The following is a 17,188-nucleotide window of genomic DNA, read 5'->3' as shown; positions in this document are numbered from 1 at the left end:
GTACGACGGGGAGTGAGCCGGGCCCACGCCGGTACTGGACGGGGAGTGAGCCGGGCCCACGCCGGTACTGGACGGGGAGTGAGCCGGGCCCACGCCGGTACTGGACGGGGAGTGAGCCGGGCCCACGCCGGTGCCGGACGGGAAGTGAGCAGGGCCTACGCCAGTGCTGTGCGGGAAGCGGGGCGGGCCCACGCCGGGGCCGGTGCCGGGGTGCGTCGGGCCGGTTTCGACGGGAGAATCCCGTAGACCGACGCGGGAATCCCGCAGACCTCCGCGCCCTCGCCCGCATCCGCCGAAATCCCGCAGACCTGCGCGCTCTCGCCCGCACCCGCCGAAATCGCCGCCCAATCAGCCGAGTTGCGCGGGCAGCGCCCCCGCGTGGGTCACGATCAGTCCCGACACCGCTCGCGTCAGCGTGACGTACAGGCGGCGCAGGCCGGTGCGTTCGTCGGGTTCGCCGTCGACCACGGCCCGCGGTTCGTCGAGGACCACGTAGTCGTACTCCAGGCCCTTGGCGAGGGACGCCGGGACCAGGGTGAGACGGGTGTGGGTCGTCGTCTCCTCACCCGGGGCGAGGTACGACAGACCCGCCGCCGTCAGCGCCTCCGCCAGCTCCGGGATGCGCGCGTCCGCCGCGATCAGGCCCGTCGAGCCCTCGTGGGCCAGCAACTCCTCGCAGGCCGCGACCACTTCGGCCGTGCCGGTGACCGGGCGCAGCGCGAAGAAGCCCGGGTTCTCCCGGACCGACGCCACCGGCGTGAGGCCGGGGGCGATGTGCGGGAGCAGCCGGGAGGCGTACGTGATGACGTCCGTCGGCACGCGGAAACCGGCCGTCAGCTCCTCGATGACCCCCTCCGTCTTGCCCAGGTGGGCCAGCGCCTCGTCCCAACTCCGCGTCGCCCAGGGCGTGGTGCCCTGCGCCAGATCGCCCAGCACGGTCGCGGAACCGGTGCTGCAGCGCCGCCCCACCGCCCGGTACTGCATCGGCGACAGGTCCTGCGCCTCGTCCAGCACCACATGCCCCAGCGAGTGCGTGCGCTGCACGAGATCCGTCGCCTCGTCGATCAACACCGCGTCCGCGGGCGCCCACTTGGCCGCCTTCACCGACCGCACGGGCTTGGCCCACAGGATCGTCTTGCGCTCGTCCTCGGTGAGGATCCCGTCCCCGTGCGCGGCGAGGAAGTCCGCGTCCGTGAGCAGCCGCAGCACGAGTTTGGCCGGGTCGACCGGCGGCCACACGGCCTTCACCGCCGCCTTGACCGCGCTGTTGCGGGCCACCGCGTCCTGCACCCGGTCGTCCGGCGCCTCGCCGGAGCGCTCCATCTGCACCAGCACGGCATGCGCGATGCGCTGCGGAAGAGCCTCGCGGGCGGCCCCGTAGCGGATCCCCCGCTCCAGCAACTCCCGCACGATGTCCTCCAGTTCGTACGCCGGCACCCGCCACCGGCGTGACCCGCGCACCACGACGACCTGCTCCGTCGGCATGGTCACGTGCGCGTACACGGCCCGGCGCAGCACCTCGGCCATCCTCGCGTCGCCCTTGATGACCGCCGCCGCCGCGTCGTCCGTGCCGCGCACCTCGACGCCCCCGGCGACCAGGTCGTCCACGGTCGCCTGCCGCACGCTCAACTCGCCCAGCGCAGGCAGCACTTGCTCGATGTAGTGCAGGAAGGACCGGTTCGGCCCGATGACGAGGGTGCCGGTGCGGGCGAGCCGCTCGCGGTGGGCGTAGAGCAGATACGCGACCCGGTGCAGCCCGACGGCCGTCTTCCCCGTCCCCGGCCCGCCCTGCACGCACACCGTCCCGCCGAGCCCGCTGCGCACGATCTCGTCCTGCTCGGGCTGGATGGTCGCCACGATGTCCCGCATCGGACCCACGCGCGGGCGCTCGATCTCCCGCTGCAGCAGCTTGCTGGTCTGCGCGGCCTCGCCCGGGTCGGAGAGGTGCTCGTCCTCGTACGCCGTCAGGTCGCCTCCGGTGTACCCGAAGCGGCGGCGCAGCGCGATGTCCAGCGGGTCCTTCTTGGACGCCCGGTAGAACGGCTGCGAGACCGGCGCACGCCAGTCGATGACCATCGGGTCGCCGTCGTGGTCGTGCACGTGCCGCCGCCCGATGTAGAAGCGCTCACCCTCAGCGCCCTCGGCCTGGTCGGCGCCCGGTGCGTGCAGGTAGTCGAGGCGGCCGAAGAACAGGGGGGTGTCGCTGAGGTCGGCCAGTGCCTTGATGCGGTCGTCGATCTGGCGGGACAGCACCTCGGCGTTGACCCAGTTCGCGGTGACGTCACTGATGTCCAGCGACTCGACGTCCTCCCGCATGGCGCGCAGGGCGGCACGGGAGGAGGCGAGGTGGGTGCGCTCCCGGGAGAGGGGGTCGTCGAGAGGGTCGTGGGCGGGCGTGGACAAGGGGGTGCCTCCGATGGCCTGCGGTGTGGACCGGCGCGGGGGAGCTGCGCGGCTGTGCGGTATGCCGACCGGTTTCCGTCCGGCCGGCGGCACTCCGGAAGGGAGGCGGGCAAGAGCGGAGATTCTAGGTCAGGCGAGGAGACGGAGGCCAACCAATAAACGGCGCCGGCGGGCGGGGCCGTGCCCATCCCCTAGGGGATCCGCCCTCCTTCTGTGGGGGACGGGGTCGGTCCAGGGTCGTACGAGATGACGACCCCGCTTCGCCCCCCAGACCGATGCCCTCCTTATGTGCCAAAAGCCACCATGGAGACATGAGCGCAGCAACCTTCACCCCAGCCCCCGCCCCTCGGCAGGCCCGCCCCAGTGGGGCCACCGCCGTCGAGGGCAGCCACCCCCACCCCGTCGGCAACGCCCTGCGCGCGATCAAGGTGTTCGCGGGCGCCGCCTTCAGCGTCGTCATACTCGGCGAGTACGGCGAGGAAGCCGGCATCCTCCGCAAGTGACCCGGCAGCCCCTCCCGGACTGCTCCCTCAGCTCTCCTCCGCCAGCAGCTCGTCCGCGTCCATGATCCGGTACGCGTACCCCTGCTCCGCCAGGAACCGCTGGCGATGCGCCGCGAAGTCCTGGTCGAGGGTGTCGCGGGCGACCACCGAGTAGAAGTGCGCCTGGTGGCCGTCGGCCTTGGGGCGGAGCACCCGGCCGAGGCGCTGTGCCTCCTCCTGCCTCGACCCGAAGGTCCCCGACACCTGGACGGCGACGGTCGCCTCGGGCAGGTCGATGGAGAAGTTGGCGACCTTCGAGACGACCAGCACGCTGATCTCGCCCTCACGGAAGGCGCCGAAGAGCTTCTCGCGCTGCGCGTTGGAGGTCTCGCCCTTGATGACGGGGGCGTTCAAGTGCTCGCCCAGTTCGTCGAGCTGGTCGATGTACTGGCCGATGACGAGGATCTGCTGACCGGCGAAGCGCCGCACGATCGCCTCGGTGACCTTCCGCTTGGTCTCCGTCGTCGCGCAGAACCGGTACTTCTCCTCGGTCTCGGCCGTGGCGTAGGCGAGCCGTTCGGCGTCGGTGAGGTTGACGCGGACCTCGACGCAGTCGGCGGGCGCGATGTACCCCTGCGCCTCGATCTCCTTCCACGGCGCGTCGAACCGCTTGGGCCCGATCAGCGAGAACACGTCCGACTCACGGCCGTCCTCACGGACCAGGGTCGCGGTCAGACCGAGCCGGCGCCGGGCCTGGAGATCGGCGGTGAACTTGAAGACCGGCGCGGGCAGCAGGTGCACCTCGTCGTAGAGGATCAGACCCCAGTCACGGGAGTCGAAGAGTTCGAGGTGCGGGTAGACGCCCTTCCGCTTCGTCGTGAGCACCTGGTACGTGGCGATGGTGACCGGGCGGATCTCCTTGCGCGTACCGCTGTACTCCCCGATCTCCTCCTCGGTCAGCGAGGTCCGCTTCATCAGCTCGTGCTTCCACTGCCGGGCGGAGACGGTGTTGGTGACGAGGATGAGCGTGGTCGACTTGGCCTGCGCCATCGCCCCCGCGCCGACGAGGGTCTTGCCCGCCCCGCAGGGCAGCACGACGACACCGCTGCCGCCGTGCCAGAAGTTCTCCACGGCCTGCTTCTGATAGGGCCGCAGCGCCCACCCGTCCTCGTCCAGCTCGATCGGGTGCGCCTCGCCGTCCACGTACCCGGCGAGGTCCTCGGCGGGCCAGCCCAGCTTCAGCAGCGCCTGCTTGATCTGACCGCGCTCGGAGGGGTGCACGGCGACGGTGTCGGGGTCGATCCGGATGCCGACCAGCGGGGCGATCCGCTTCGAGCGCAGGATCTCCTCAAGGACCGGGCGGTCGGTGGTGGTCAGCACCAGCCCGTGGGCCGGGTCCTTGCTGAGGGTCAGCCGCCCGTAGCGGTCCATGGTCTCGGCGACGTCGACGAGCAGCGCGTGCGGCACGGGGTAGCGGCTGTACTGCACGAGCGCGTCCACGACCTGCTCGGCGTCGTGCCCGGCCGCCCGCGCGTTCCACAGTCCGAGCGGGGTGACCCGGTAGGTGTGGATGTGCTCGGGCGCCCGCTCCAGTTCCGCGAACGCCGCGATGGCCCGACGGCACTCGTCGGCCTGCTCGTGGTCGACCTCGAGGAGCAGCGTCTTGTCGGACTGGACGATCAGCGGACCGTTCACGTACGTACATCCCTTCGGCGGCATGGCCAAACGTCCAGTGTGCCTTACCGCTCCCTGTTCACGGTGGGTCGCGGCTCGCACCGGATCCGCTCCCCGTGCAACCCCGGGCCCCCGCCGACTGTCTTGACCTGCGGGAGCCGCGGGTACGCGCGGTTCGGGGAGGAGCGCGGGGTGATGTCGGTACGCAGGTGGGGGACCGGCCTGGGAGCCACGGGCGTCCTGGTGGCGACGGGCGCCTGGGTGGTGTGGCCGGCGGATGTCGACGCGCGGCTGTGGGGCGAGGTGCGGCCGGCGATCGAGGCCCGCCTGGTGGCCGACTCGGCGGGCACGGGATACCCCTACCGGGGCGCACGCTGGTTCTGCCGCGCCGAGCCCCTCGACCTCGCCGAGCACGACGGCGTCGTCCGGGCCGGCGTGAACACCCTGTGCCTGGAGTACGGCACCCGCGCGGGCGCCCTGGTGGAGTGCGCCGGCGCCGCGATCCCGCAGGTCGTCCGCCTGAAACGGTCGCCCGACGGCACCTACCAGGTCACCTCCCGCGAGGAACCCCCGGACGGCGAGGGGTACGGGAACTGGCTGAACGCCCACTTCACCCTGGGCACGGAACCGGCCACGGCCGACTCCGTGGACGCCGGCCCCCTGCGGTCCCTGGCCCGCACCCACTTCGCCCTCCCGGCGAACGCGCCGGTCAGGGACTGCTGAACGCCAGGTCAGGGGGCTGCTGAAGACCCCGTGGGGTCACTCCCCCTCGTTCGCCAGTTCCGCCACTCCCGTCACCCGGTGCAGCGGATACGTCCGTACCTCGTCGGCCGTGTGGTCGTACGCCGTGACGAAGCCGCCCTCGACGCGGATGGGGGCGATGACGCGCTGGCTGGCGGAGCCCTCGGCGTTGACGTAGCCGATCCAGAGGGTCTCGCCGGTGAGGACGGCGGCCTGCATGGTGGCGAGGGTCTCGGCGGGGCCGGTGCGGGGGAGAGTGCCGGGGGAGGCGGGGGCCGCGGACGGTTTGCGCGGGGTCGTGGAGGCCAGGTCGCCCGCGCGGATGGCGCGGATCGCGGCCGACAGGAGCGTGGCGTCCGGGGCCGGGGGGCCGTCCGGGACCGGCTCGGGGGCCGTGCGCGGCGGGGTGCGGTGGGCGTCGGCGCGGGTGATCAGGACATCGCCGTCGGCCGATTCGGCGGCCGGCGCGAAGCCCATGGCGCGCAGTCCGTCGAGCAGCGTCGCCGGGTCGGCCTGGGTGGCCAGGACGGTCGGCGCGAGGCGGCGCAGCCGCAGCCCGGCGGCCCGCTTGTCGGCGAGGATCTCGTTCAGCACGGCGTCGTCGTCGCAGCGCACGTACGCCGAGGCCGCCCCTACCCGCAGCCGGCCGTGTCTGCGGGCCACGTCGTCGATGAGATACGTCAGCGGCTGCGGCACGGGCGTCCGCGAGTGCGCCGCCAGGAACGCGTGCAGGTCGCCGGCCGCGCGCCCGGCGTCCAGGGCCCGCCGTACCGAACCCGGCGTGAAGCGGTACACCGTCGCCCCGCCCTTGGACTCCACGTCCGCGAGCACGTCCAGCATGTCCGCCAGCGGGCGCTCCAGCGGCCCCGGCGCCACCGCGGTCAGGTCGGCCTGGAGCAGGACGTGGTCCAGCGGTTCGGGGAGGAGGGGAGCGAGGAGCCGGATGGCGGCGGTGGAGGCACCGGCCTGTTCGGCGGGGGTGAGGGGGGCGAGGGGCGGGGGCGGGGCCGAGGTGTGGTGGACGGGGAGTCTGTCGCCGGGTCCGTCCGGGAGAGTCCCCGCTGCCGAGGGCGCCGGTGCACCCAGCAGCGCCCGCCCGTGCGCCGACAGCGCCCCCCTTCCCGTCACGCCCAGCATCTCCGCCTCCGACAGCGTCCACCGGGCGAGCCGGGCGCGCAGGTCCTCGCCGGTCTGGGGGCCGCGCGGCGGGCGTTCCCAACGCAGCCGGGCGAGCACGGAGTCGGCGGTCGGCGCGCCGCCCTCCGGCAACCCGGCGAGCAGGCTCAGCACCCGGTGCCGTACCTCCGGCGCGGCCGAGCGGTCGAGGCCGGGCCCCAGCGCCGCCAGCGAACGGTCCTTCGCGTCCCGGCCCCCGACCAGACCGGACGTCCGCGTCGCCGTCAGCCACGCCTCCGCGAGCCGGGCCCACCGCTCGGCGGCCGGCCGCTCCAGCCACTCGTCGTAGGCCGGGGTCGCCGCGTACCGCTCGTCGGCCTCGCCGTCGGACGCCAACAGCCCGGCCGCGTAGGCGAGTTCGACCCAGAAGGCGGCCACGGGCTCGGGCAGGTCGAGCGCGACGGCGGTCCGCTTGAGGTCGCGCACGCTCAGCCCGCCGGCCCGCAGCACGGCGGGACCGCCCTCGTGCCAGTCCTTCAGCAGCTCCGCCACGGTCGCCAGCGCGGTGTACGCCTGCCCGGCTGCCGCCGCGTCCACAACCTGTGGACGGTGCACCGCGGCCGGCTCCACCGCCGGCGGCAGCGGCTCGGTGGTGCGGTGCGCATGGCCGCCGCGCAGATGCAGGGCCACCTCGCGGGGGAGTACGACCGTGCCGGGCGCCGTCGGCAGCAGCAGCCCGCGGTCGAGCAGCCACCGCAGCCGGGGCGCCGGATCCGCCGTGACCTGCCCGTACGGCGGCCCCCACACCAGTCGCGCCAGCACCTCAAGCGACTCCGGCGGCGCCTGCTTCAGCAGCGCCGCCATCCGCTTGCGGTCGCCGTACAGCCCCGTGAGCGCGGCCACCGCCGAGACCGCGTCGTGCGTCGAGGGCAGCCCGGCCGCGCCGACGATCTCCTGGATCCGCCCCGGCGACATGCCCGCCGTCGCCTCCGCGACCGTCGGCCCGAGCCCCGTCGGCGACGGATGCTGCGGCGAGGGCGCCAGCAGCTCACGGGCCGTCCGCACCAGCCGCAACCGGTCGTCGCCGCCCCACACCAGGGCCTGCTCGCGCAAGGTACCGAGGGCCCGCGGCAGCGCCCCGACGACCGCCGGATCGCCCTCGTCCCCGGCCATCAGCCCGAGCAACTCCCCGTACGACGCCGGCTCCGCCGCCACCGCCAGCGCCTCCGCGGTCTGCAGCGCGAACCGGTCGAGCCGCTCCAGCGCGCGCACCACCGAGGCCCGGGTCCCGGCCCGCGTCGCGAGCTGCGTGAGGTCCGTGGGAACGGGCGTGATCAGATCGGGCCGCGCGCGCAGCAGCGCGCCGAGGGAAGCGTCGTCCCTGTGTCGGAGCGCCTCCGCGAGAGAACGGGGCGGTGTTGCCGGGTCGCTCATCCGACCTACGGTAGGGCAAGCACGGCACCTACGGCTCTTGAGGACGAGGCCGGAACCCGCCCACGCGCGGTACCTTCGTCCCTTGGGGTTTCAACGGCGCCCATCCCGGAGGGACTTCGTTGGGCATCGAGAGCGACCAGGTCGTCTACGAGTATCTGAGCCGCGTCGGCGACGTCGCGCAGCAGCGCCAGTTGCCGTCCGGCACGCGCATGCGGCTCGTCTCCGAGCTGCGCAACGAGATCGACCGCAGCCGGGCCAAGGCCACCGTCGACAGCCCCGCCGCCGTCCGGAAGATCATCGACCGGCTCGGCAGCCCCGACGAGGTCGTCACCGCGGCGGGTGGCACCGGCTCCACGGCCCCTCAGGTGCCGCGCGCCCACGTGCCGGTACAGCGCGACGACGAACCCGAGCAGCGCCCCAAGGGCCTGCGCCGCGTCGTACCGCGTCCCCGCCCCACCGAACCCGCCCCACCGGCGCCCTCCGACGCCCCCGCCCCGCCCCACCTCGCCAGCGCGCAGGAACTCGGCGACAGCGCGCTGCGGCCCGACTGGTGGCGGGTGGGGACGACGCCCCTCGACGACAGCGTGCCGGGGTTCGTCGGCGGCGTGGAGATCCCCGAACTCCTCAAGCCACCGCCGCCGAAGGAGGAGGAGAAACCGAAGGAACCGGTCCTGAAGAAGGCACCGGTCGTCGAGGAGGTCGTGGAGGAGCCCGCCCCGAGGACTCGCCGCCGCCGCTTCCTGCCCCGCCCCGCGGTCGGCTGGAGCAACCCCCTCCTCCTGCTCGCCGCCGCCCTCCTCGTGGCCGGCGCGATCCTCGGCAACCTCTTCGCCCTCCTCCTCGGCTGGGTCATCGCCTACGCCTCCCGCCGCCTGACCCCGAACGAGTCCAAGTGGGCGGTCATCGGCATGCCCTCCCTCGCCCTCACCGCCGGCGTCGTCTGGCTCTGGGGCCGCAACGAGGGCCGCTGGGGCGAGCCCATCGCCCAGGGCCACATGAGCGACGCGATCTCCGAGACCTGGCCCTGGGTCATCCGCGGCGCGGCGATCCTGTCGGCCCTGTTCCTGCTCTGGCGCTCCCAGCGGAATCGCTAGCGAGTAGGTGTACGTCACACCGGCCGGACGTCTTCCCGTCATCCCGCCTGGGCACAATGGCCGATATGGCCTCCACGAGCTCCACGCCCGACCGCACCCCCGACCTCGCTCCCGACCCCGCCCCCCTCACCGTCGGCTTCGACCTCGACATGACCCTCATCGACTCTCGCCCCGGCATCCACGCCTGCTATGTCGCGCTGGCCGAGCGGACCGGGGCGTACATCGACGCCGACCTGGCGATCACCCGGCTCGGGCCGCCGCTCGCCGAGGAGTTGATCAACTGGTTCCCGGCGGAAAAGCTTGAGGCCATGGGGGATCTCTATCGGTCGATGTACCCCTCGATCGCCATCGAGGCGACGCCCGCGATGGCCGGGGCCCGTGAGGCGATCCGTGCCGTGCAGGCGGCCGGTGGGCGGGCGATCGTCGTCACCGCCAAGTACGAGCCCAACGCGAAGCTGCACCTGGAGCACCTCGGGCTCGGACCCGACGAGGTCGTCGGGAACCTGTGGGCCGAGCAGAAGGCCCAGGCGCTGCGGGAGCACGGCGCGAGCGTCTACGTCGGTGACCACGTCGGAGACGTCCGGGGGGCGCGTACGGCCGGGGCTCTGTCCGTGGCCGTGGCGACCGGACCGTGCGACGCCGAGGAGCTGGCGGCGGCCGGGGCGGACGTCGTGCTCGCGGATCTGACCGAGTTCCCCGAGTGGCTGGCGAACTACCGTCCGGCGCGCGCCTGACGACGGCCCGCCGCGACCGACTGGAGCACCCCGGCACCGGCGACGAGGAAGCCGACGCCCATGAGCATGCTCAGTCCGAACATGTACGTCGGAAACGGCGTCGCGTGGAGGAAGAGCGGAGCCACGGTGACGAGTGTGGCCACCGCACCGATGAAGAACACGATGGCACCGGCACGGATCAGTCGGTCACCGGGCTCGGCGGAATTCGTTCGGGTTTTGTCACGCACCGGACCAGGGTAGTTCCCGGCGCCGACCCTCCGGCGAGCAGGAGTGCGCTTCAACAGGTCGCCCGCCCGAGAGTGGCACGTGCCGAGTACGGCACGAACTCGATGCGCACGGAGTCGGTTCGCGGCAGGACAACGGCGACGCCGGTGGCCGGGGTCCACGCCTGGGGGAGCAACACGTACTGGTCCGCCGACTGCATGAGAAGCGTGAGCCCCTCGTAGCGGAACGGGTAGGCCGACTTCGGGTCACGGCAACGGACTTCACGCACGCCGGGCGCCCCGAGGTCGAGCCTGCGCTCGCTGTACAGCACGGCGGTGGGGGAGTCGGCCAGCTGCGACGCCTGCTGCTCGGCGCGGCCACGGCCCACCGCGGCGGCGTAGTCGTTGGCGGCCCATATGAGGCTCAGGCCCACCAGGGCGAACACCACGCCCCATTCGGCGACCGCGGTCCATTCAGGACGCCGGGTTGTCGGTGAGGCGGCCGGAGGCGAGGACCGTTCAGGATCGTCATTCGTGGAGTCCGCCGGCTCGTTATTCGTGGAGTTTGCCGGCTCGTTCTCGGGGTCATCGTCGTTCCGCGGAGTGGGCGGCCCGGCTACTGGCGGAAGCGCTCGGTACAGATGCAAGGCGTAGGTGAGCAGAATGACGCCGAACGCCAAGCTCAGCGGAGCGGCCACGAGATGGTCACGGAGGAATACCCGGGCGTCGAGGACACTCCAGAAACCGCCCAGTGCCAGCAGAAACCCGACGCCGGCCACGAAGGGCACGAATATCCGCAGAGACGGGGACCCGATCCTCGAAGCGAGCCGCGCGCTGAGCAAGGTGTGGCCCCAGAAAGCGATCAGACTGCCCGCCGCCACGACGACCATCGGCACGAAGAGGGCATCCAGACTGCGCATCAGATAGTCGACCGTGCCGAATCCCAGCATGGTCGAGTTGACGCCGAAGTAGTCGAAGAACCAGTAGGCGTGCCAGTAGCCGAAGTAGTAGAGGAGGGCGGTCACGAAGGTACTCGGGGCGACGACGGCGCCGAAGAGAGTGCCCAGCCGCGCCAGACGAGGAGACTCGACAGAGCCGGATGCGGCGTCGGTCATGAGGAAGAGGGGCTGAAGGAGTCGCCGCCGTCCGGAGGCGCCGTGATCCCCCCGTCCAGACTGCTCGGTTCGCCCGGACTCTCCCCGTCGCCGGGGCTGCTCTCCCCTCCCGAGGCGGTCTCACCTTCCGAGTCGCCTGAGGTCGGACAACCGGCCCCGCCGATAACGATGACGGTGCTTCCACGGTCGAACGGTTCGTTTTCATCCGGGTTCATTCGCGAGTATCCGCAGGGACCTTGAGCGGGGTCGGTGTATTGACGTTCCAGCGTGACACATCCCGAGAGCGCTCCGCCGCACTCTTTCTCGAACTCCTTTACCAGTTCCGGCCAGTAGCTCGGTAAACCTTCGTAACCGTCATCATTGATAGGGAGTCCCTGCCGTCCCCAAGCCGGGACATGCAGCGGCGAGCCCGGCGCTTTGGGGCCACCCCCGTTTCCCCCTCCACCGGTACTGCTTCCGCCACCCTGTCCCCCGGAATCTCCGGCCGGCGCTCCCGGGGCCACGGTGTTGCCGCTACCCGAGTGGTCGTCGTTACCAGAGTTGCAACCCGCGACCGCAAGCAGGAACAAGAGGGCCGCCACAAGACGCGTGATGCGTGCCGAAGTCGGCATAACTCCCCCGTCAATTCAAAAACCCACTCCTTGGCGAGGATGGCACGCGGGCGGTATGGAGTCGACTCTTAGGGATGTCTTCTTGAGCGGACAGCGGGTACCGCCCGTTGACGGACGCGACGGATGAGGCTCCGGGCAACTGGCGTCGCTGTTCGCCCGCGTGACTCTCTTCCGGTACGGCGGCAGCCCCTCGGGCTGCGCACACCACTTTGAGCCTCTGTCGACACAAGGGGATGCCCAGTCCCGTTTTAAGGCGTGTTCGGCTGGAGAGACCCCCGGTAAGGTGTGTTGACGGCCTGTTCAATGGCGTCCGGGGCCCGTCCTGGACGGATCGAGGGAGTGTGTGCTTTGCCCACCGGCAAGGTCAAGTGGTTCAACAGTGAGAAGGGCTTCGGCTTTCTCTCCCGTGACGACGGCGGTGACGTCTTCGTCCATTCCTCGGTCCTCCCCGCCGGAGTCGAGACGCTCAAGCCCGGTCAGCGGGTGGAGTTCGGAGTGGTCGCAGGGCAGCGCGGCGACCAGGCCCTTTCGGTGACCGTTCTCGACCCGACCCCCTCCGTCGCGGCGGCGACCCGCAAGAAGCCCGACGAACTGGCCTCCATCGTGCAGGACTTGACGACGCTCCTGGAGAACATCACGCCGATGCTGGAGCGCGGTCGCTATCCGGACAAGCCGGCCGGCAAGAAGATCGCCGGTCTCCTGCGCGCGGTCGCCGACCAACTCGACGTATAAGCCACGTACATCACGGACAAGTCGTCCGTCACGGAAAACTCAGCGCGTCCGGGCCGAGGGGCGGAACCAGCCCCTCGGCCGCCGCGCGGGTCAACAGGCCCCGGATTGCGGCATAGCCGTCCTCACCGAGGTCCGCGGTGAATTCGTTGACGTACAGACCGATGTGCTGGTCCGCGACGGACGGGTCCATTTCCTGGGCGTGTTCCATGACGTACGGGCGGGAGACCTCGGGGTCGGCCCACGCGGCGCGGACCGAGGCGCGGATCGACTCGGCGAGCGTTTCCAGCCTTTCCGCGCCCAGTGAGCGCTTCGCGATGATCGCGCCCAGCGGGATCGGCAGCCCTGTCGTGTCCTCCCAGTGCTCGCCCATGTCCGCGAGCTTGTGCAGCCCGTAGTTCTGGAACGTGAAGCGCGCCTCGTGGATGACGAGCCCCGCGTCGACCTTCCCGTCCCGCACGGCCGGCATGATCTCGTGGAACGGCATGACGACGATCTCGCCGACCCCGCCCGGGATCGTGTCCGCGGCCCACAGGCGGAAGAGCAGATACGCCGTCGACCGCTCGCTCGGCACCGCGACCGTCCGCCCGGTGAGGTCGACGCCCGCCTCACGGGTGAGCACCAGCGGCCCGCAGCCCCGGCCCAGCGCGCCCCCGCAGGGCAGCAGCGCGTACTCGTCGAGGACGTACGGCAGGACGGCGTACGACACCTTCAGGACGTCCGACTCACCGCGTTCGGCCATGCCGTTGGTGATGTCGATGTCCGCGAAGGTCACATCCAGCGCGGGCGCGTCCGGCAGCCGGCCGTGCGCGAGGGCGTCGAAGACGAAGGTGTCGTTGGGGCAGGGGGAGTACGCGATCTGCAGTCGCTGCTCACCGGTCGTGTGGGTCGTCATACGGGTTCCAACTCTCCAGGACGGGCGCGAACTTCCCGAAACCCTCGGTCAGTGCCGCGAGGGCGTCGCCGATGCGCCAGGCGGCGCGGTCGCGCGGGCCCACGGGGTTGGAGACCGCGCGTACTTCCAGGACGGGCACGCCGTGCGAGGCGGCGGCCTCGGCCACCCCGAAGCCCTCCATCGCCTCGGCCAGCGCGCGGGGGTGGCGGGCGCGCAGTGCGGCGGCGCGCTCGGCGGTGCCGGTCACCGTGGAGACGGTCAGCACGGCTCCGGTGCGCGCGTCGGTCGCGGCCGTGAGGTCTCGTACGAGTGATGGCGGGGGGCGGTGGGTGACGGTGCCGAAGCCGAGGTCGGTGACCGGGACGAAGCCGTCGGCGGTCTCGGCGCCCAGGTCGGCCGCGGTGATCTCGTCGGCGACGACGAGGGAGCCGACGGGGGCCTCGGGCTGGAAGCCGCCGGCGATGCCCGCGGAGACGACCAGGGTGTACGGGGTGCCCGCGAGGGCGGCGGTGGTCAGGGCCGTGGCGGTGGAGGCGGCGGCGAGGGCCGGGCCGACTCCGGCGGCGATGGCGTCGACGGTCAGGTCAGCCGTGGTGCCGGTCGTGAACGCCCGTGCCACCGCGTCCCGTTCGGCGGGGACGGCGGTGGCCACGAGGACGCGGAACGCGCGTGCGGCGGACGTGATCAGTCGTCCTTCTTCAGCTTGAACGACCACAGACCGGTGACCGTGTTGCTGTTCTTCTTGCCGTCGGCTGCCTTGATGGAGACCAGGGTGGAGTTGCCCTTGGCGCCGTACTGGGCGTTGAAGAAGACGCTGCCCGGGATCGTGCGGTACGTCTTGTTGCTGTCCTCGGTGAGCGGCTGGCCGTTCATGAGGATCGTCCAGCGCTTGTCGGCGACGTCGGGGTCGACACCGAAGCGGACCGTCTCGTCGGGGTCGACGCTGATGGACTTGATGTCGTCGTCCTTCAGGCACGCGGCGAGGTCCGCGGACTTCAGGGCCTTGCCCTCACCGCCGCAGGTGGCCTCTTCGCTGACCGAGGAGCGGCCGACCGTGATCGTCGACAGCGGCGTGGGCTTGTCGCAGGCCGAGAGGACGAGCAGTCCGGCGGATACCGCGCCGGCGGCGGCGACGGCGCGACGGCGTCGCACAGCGCGGAGCATGTCGGCGGCTTCGCCGCGAGGCATCGAGGTCATGGGGCGAAGGTTATCGGGCGCGTCCGGCCCGCTCCCCAGGTGGGGTGCGGCGTGCCCGTGCGTTACGCCACGCGGGGCTTGGAGGAGCCGCCGTGGCGGGCGGAGCCGACCAGTCCGCGGGCGGTGGCCAGCCAGCCGAGGGCGAGGACGGCGGCGGCCACGCACAGGCCGAGGGTGCCGTTCAGCGGCATCACGATGCCGATCGCGCCGCCCAGCACCCAGGCCATCTGCAGCATGGTCTCGGAGCGCGCGAACGCCGAGGTGCGCACCGTCTCAGGCACGTCCCGCTGGATCAGCGCGTCCAGGGACAGCTTGGACAGCGCCTGCGAGAACCCGGCGACCGCGGCCAGACAGGCCACCAGGAACGCGCCGAAGAAGATCGCGGCGACGATCGCCGCGCCCAGCACGAACGCCAGCATCGCCACGATGATGATCTCCGGTGCCCGGGATCTGAGCCAGGCCCCGACCGCCGTACCGAGCGCGTTGCCCACGCCCGCCGAGACGGCCACTATGCCCAGCGACACGGCCGCGCTGGAGCCGGTGAGCGGGTGCTCGCGCAGCAGGAAGGCGAGGAAGAAGGTCAGGAAGCCCGACAGCCAGCGCAGGGCCGCGTTGGCGCCGAGCGCGTGGGTGACCGCGCTGCCGACCGTCCTGAGGCCCGGGCGCTTGACCGGCCGCAGATGCGGTCCGTGCAGGTGCTCCTCGTCCGAGGCGAGCAGCGCCACGTCCTCGTCCTTGGCCGAGTCGACCTTCGGCGGCAGGGTGAAGGACAGGAACGTACCGGCGATGTAGATCACGAAAGCGCCGTACAGCGGCCAGCGCGGTCCGATCGCCTGCAACCCGGCCCCGATGGGCGCGGCCGCGGCGGTGGCGAGGAGTCCGCCCAGGGTGACCCGGGAGTTGGCCTTCACCAGCGAGATGCGCGGTGGCAGCAGTCGGGGCACCACCGCGCTTCTGATCACGCCGTACGCCTTCGACGCGACCAGCACGCCGAGCGCGGCCGGATACAGCTCCAGACTGCCGGTGGCGACCGCGCCGGAGATGATCAGCGCGAGCAGGGCGCGGGCCAGCATGGAACCGGCCATCGCGGCGCGGCGGCCGTGCGGGAGGCGGTCCAGGAGCGGTCCGATGACGGGGGCGAGGACGGTGAAGGGCGCCATCGTGATGGCGAGGTAGAGCGCCACGCGGCCGCGGGCCTCGTCGGTCGGCACGGAGAAGAAGACCGTGGAGGCGAGGGCGACCGTGATCATCACATCGCCCGCGCCGTTCACACCGTGCAGCTCGATCAGCTTGCCGAGACCGGATTCACCGGCGCCGTGCGCGTGGGTCGCCTTGCGGATTCCCCGGGCCGTGCCGGTCACCGGGAAGTGCAGGGCACGACCGACCGCGCGGACGGGTCCGCCGATCCGGCCCGAGCCGCCACCTTGACCTTTCCCCTTGACCCCACCGACACCGGTGGCTCCGTGGGGCGTCCTCGCGGTTGCCACCCCGTCATAGTGCCCCGAGAAAGCTGTGGGTATGGCCGTTACCGCGCGTATGAACGCTTATGAAGCGATGAACCATCACGTCGGTGTAGGCCGAGCGGTCGCGAGAAGGTAGCGTGCGTAGCGCGTCGTGGCGAACGTTCTCGGCCGCGCGCCTCTCTGTCATCCCGCAGAATGGACGATGAGGTGCGCCCGAGCGCGATCGGGTGTGGACGTCGACGCGGTCCTTCGGTCCGCTCCGTCCGCATCCGCCGCCTTCAGGCCGGCGCACCCGAGTGACGGCGTAGGAGAGAAGCGATACCTGTGAGCGCAGCGACCACGCGAAGCCGGACCACCGACCGTCTGTGCGCCGAGGCCGTCGACCTCGCCCGCGCCGCCGCCGAGGAGGCCGCCGCGCCCGGCGTGGTCGGCGAGCACTCGGGACTCCAGGCCGACGGCGACCGGGTCGTCACGCACTTCTTCGAGTGCAAGGAGTTCGGCTACCGGGGCTGGCGCTGGGCCGTGACGGTCGCCCGCGCCTCCCGCGCCAAGCTGGTCACGCTGGACGAGGTCGTCCTGCTGCCCGGCCCCGACGCGCTGCTCGCCCCCGAGTGGGTGCCGTGGAGCGAGCGCCTGCGCCCCGGTGACATGGGCCCCGGCGACCTGCTGCCCACCGACGCCGAGGACCTGCGTCTGGAGCCCGGCTACACCGGCGTGGAGGACCCCGCTCCCGACTCCGCCGTCTCCGAGGAGATGGCCGAGCTGGTCGACGCGGAGGACATCGAACTCACCGCGGGCGTCCCGGCCGACCTGCCCGTCGCGCCGACCCGCGGCTCGATCGCCGCCGTCGCCGAGGAACTCGGCATGCGCCGCGCCCGCGTCCTGTCCCGCTACGGCCTGCACATCGCCGCCGACCGCTGGGAGGAGTCGTTCGGCTCCGAGACCCCCATGGCCCAGGCCGCCCCCGCCGCCTGCGTCAGCTGCGGTTTCCTCCAGCCCATCGGCGGCTCCCTCGGCCAGGCCTTCGGCGTATGCGCCAACGAGTTCTCCCCGGCGGACGGCCACGTGGTGTCGCTGTCGTACGGCTGCGGCGGACACTCCGAGGCCGCGGTCATGCCCAAACCGCCCCAGCCGGCGCTCCCGGTGATCGACGAGACCCAGGTGGACCCCTTCCCGCTGCGGCCGGCGGCGGACTCGGGGTCGGTACCGGTCGTCTCCGACGAGGACGGCGCGGAGTTGGGGCACTCGTAGCGGAGCCGGGCATTCCTGGTGCGGCTAGGTCATATGGCGGATGCCG

Annotated in this window: 15 protein-coding genes; 6 read left to right on the top strand and 9 right to left on the bottom strand. The window is 72.0% G+C overall.

From position 1 onward, the window contains the following. Positions 1–348 precede the first annotated feature (348 nt). Positions 349–2,403, bottom strand: a complete 2,055-nt coding sequence (locus ACIQI8_RS34040; protein WP_402359128.1) for a HelD family protein — start codon at positions 2,401–2,403, stop codon at positions 349–351. A 311-nt stretch (positions 2,404–2,714) separates the two neighbouring features. Here ACIQI8_RS34040 and ACIQI8_RS34035 point away from each other — a divergent pair, with 311 nt between their 5' ends. Beyond that, the gene (locus ACIQI8_RS34035; RefSeq protein ID WP_402359125.1) at positions 2,715–2,906 is read left to right on the top strand and encodes a hypothetical protein; all 192 of its coding nucleotides are present in this window, start codon (positions 2,715–2,717) and stop codon (positions 2,904–2,906) included. 27 nt (positions 2,907–2,933) lie between these two features. Here ACIQI8_RS34035 and ACIQI8_RS34030 read toward each other — a convergent pair whose 3' ends face one another. After that, the gene (locus ACIQI8_RS34030) at positions 2,934–4,580 is read right to left on the bottom strand and encodes a DNA repair helicase XPB (protein WP_402359122.1); all 1,647 of its coding nucleotides are present in this window, start codon (positions 4,578–4,580) and stop codon (positions 2,934–2,936) included. A 174-nt stretch (positions 4,581–4,754) separates the two neighbouring features. On the opposite strand from ACIQI8_RS34030, the gene ACIQI8_RS34025 reads away from it, so the two are divergent. Further along, the gene (locus ACIQI8_RS34025; protein WP_402359118.1) at positions 4,755–5,282 is read left to right on the top strand and encodes a hypothetical protein; all 528 of its coding nucleotides are present in this window, start codon (positions 4,755–4,757) and stop codon (positions 5,280–5,282) included. Positions 5,283–5,318: 36 nt separating this feature from the next. Here ACIQI8_RS34025 and ACIQI8_RS34020 read toward each other — a convergent pair whose 3' ends face one another. After that, positions 5,319–7,850, bottom strand: a complete 2,532-nt coding sequence (locus ACIQI8_RS34020) for a helicase-associated domain-containing protein (RefSeq protein ID WP_402359115.1) — start codon at positions 7,848–7,850, stop codon at positions 5,319–5,321. 119 nt (positions 7,851–7,969) lie between these two features. On the opposite strand from ACIQI8_RS34020, the gene ACIQI8_RS34015 reads away from it, so the two are divergent. Together ACIQI8_RS34015 and ACIQI8_RS34010 are read left to right on the top strand one after the other, a co-directional pair. Next, entirely contained in the window at positions 7,970–8,944 is a 975-nt protein-coding gene (locus tag ACIQI8_RS34015) for a hypothetical protein (RefSeq protein WP_402359112.1), read from the top strand. Positions 8,945–9,009: 65 nt separating this feature from the next. Then, complete coding sequence (locus ACIQI8_RS34010; protein ID WP_402359109.1) at positions 9,010–9,678, top strand: HAD family hydrolase; 669 nt, start codon at positions 9,010–9,012, stop codon at positions 9,676–9,678. On the opposite strand, the gene ACIQI8_RS34005 is transcribed toward ACIQI8_RS34010, so the two are convergent. Together ACIQI8_RS34005 and ACIQI8_RS34000 are read right to left on the bottom strand one after the other, a co-directional pair. Further along, a complete protein-coding gene (locus tag ACIQI8_RS34005; RefSeq protein ID WP_402359107.1) occupies positions 9,657–9,905 on the bottom strand; it encodes a hypothetical protein in 249 nt (82 codons plus the stop codon). The genes ACIQI8_RS34010 and ACIQI8_RS34005 overlap by 22 nt on opposite strands. A gap of 50 nt (positions 9,906–9,955) precedes the next feature. Beyond that, positions 9,956–10,996 carry a hypothetical protein gene (locus ACIQI8_RS34000; protein ID WP_402359104.1) on the bottom strand — a complete coding sequence of 347 codons (1,041 nt, stop codon included), beginning with the start codon at positions 10,994–10,996 and terminating at the stop codon, positions 9,956–9,958. Positions 10,997–11,955: 959 nt separating this feature from the next. Between ACIQI8_RS34000 and ACIQI8_RS33995 the strand changes: the two genes are divergently transcribed. Further along, entirely contained in the window at positions 11,956–12,339 is a 384-nt protein-coding gene (locus ACIQI8_RS33995; RefSeq protein WP_124004059.1) for a cold-shock protein, read from the top strand. 28 nt (positions 12,340–12,367) lie between these two features. On the opposite strand, the gene ACIQI8_RS33990 is transcribed toward ACIQI8_RS33995, so the two are convergent. The 4 genes from ACIQI8_RS33990 to ACIQI8_RS33975 all read right to left on the bottom strand — a co-directional run bounded on the left by ACIQI8_RS33990 (position 12,368) and on the right by ACIQI8_RS33975 (position 15,915). Next, a complete protein-coding gene (locus tag ACIQI8_RS33990) occupies positions 12,368–13,231 on the bottom strand; it encodes a 1,4-dihydroxy-6-naphthoate synthase (protein ID WP_402359100.1) in 864 nt (287 codons plus the stop codon). Further along, on the bottom strand, positions 13,209–13,946 hold the full coding sequence (locus tag ACIQI8_RS33985) for a futalosine hydrolase (protein ID WP_402359097.1): 738 nt from the start codon (positions 13,944–13,946) through the stop codon (positions 13,209–13,211). Before ACIQI8_RS33985 ends, ACIQI8_RS33990 begins: the two co-directional genes overlap by 23 nt. Continuing rightward, positions 13,916–14,428, bottom strand: a complete 513-nt coding sequence (locus tag ACIQI8_RS33980; protein ID WP_402359094.1) for a DUF2771 domain-containing protein — start codon at positions 14,426–14,428, stop codon at positions 13,916–13,918. The genes ACIQI8_RS33985 and ACIQI8_RS33980 overlap by 31 nt, the downstream gene beginning before the upstream one ends. 62 nt (positions 14,429–14,490) lie before the next feature. Then, positions 14,491–15,915: an MFS transporter gene (locus tag ACIQI8_RS33975; protein WP_402359091.1), complete on the bottom strand. Its 1,425-nt coding sequence runs from the start codon at positions 15,913–15,915 to the stop codon at positions 14,491–14,493. Between the two features lie 300 nt (positions 15,916–16,215). Between ACIQI8_RS33975 and ACIQI8_RS33970 the strand changes: the two genes are divergently transcribed. Next, positions 16,216–17,142 carry a DUF3027 domain-containing protein gene (locus ACIQI8_RS33970; RefSeq protein ID WP_402359088.1) on the top strand — a complete coding sequence of 309 codons (927 nt, stop codon included), beginning with the start codon at positions 16,216–16,218 and terminating at the stop codon, positions 17,140–17,142. Positions 17,143–17,188: the final 46 nt, after the last annotated feature.

This window comes from Streptomyces sp. NPDC092369 (assembly GCF_044755245.1).
Classification (GTDB): Bacteria; Actinomycetota; Actinomycetes; order Streptomycetales; family Streptomycetaceae; genus Streptomyces.
This window is presented reverse-complemented; position numbering and strand designations above follow the sequence as displayed.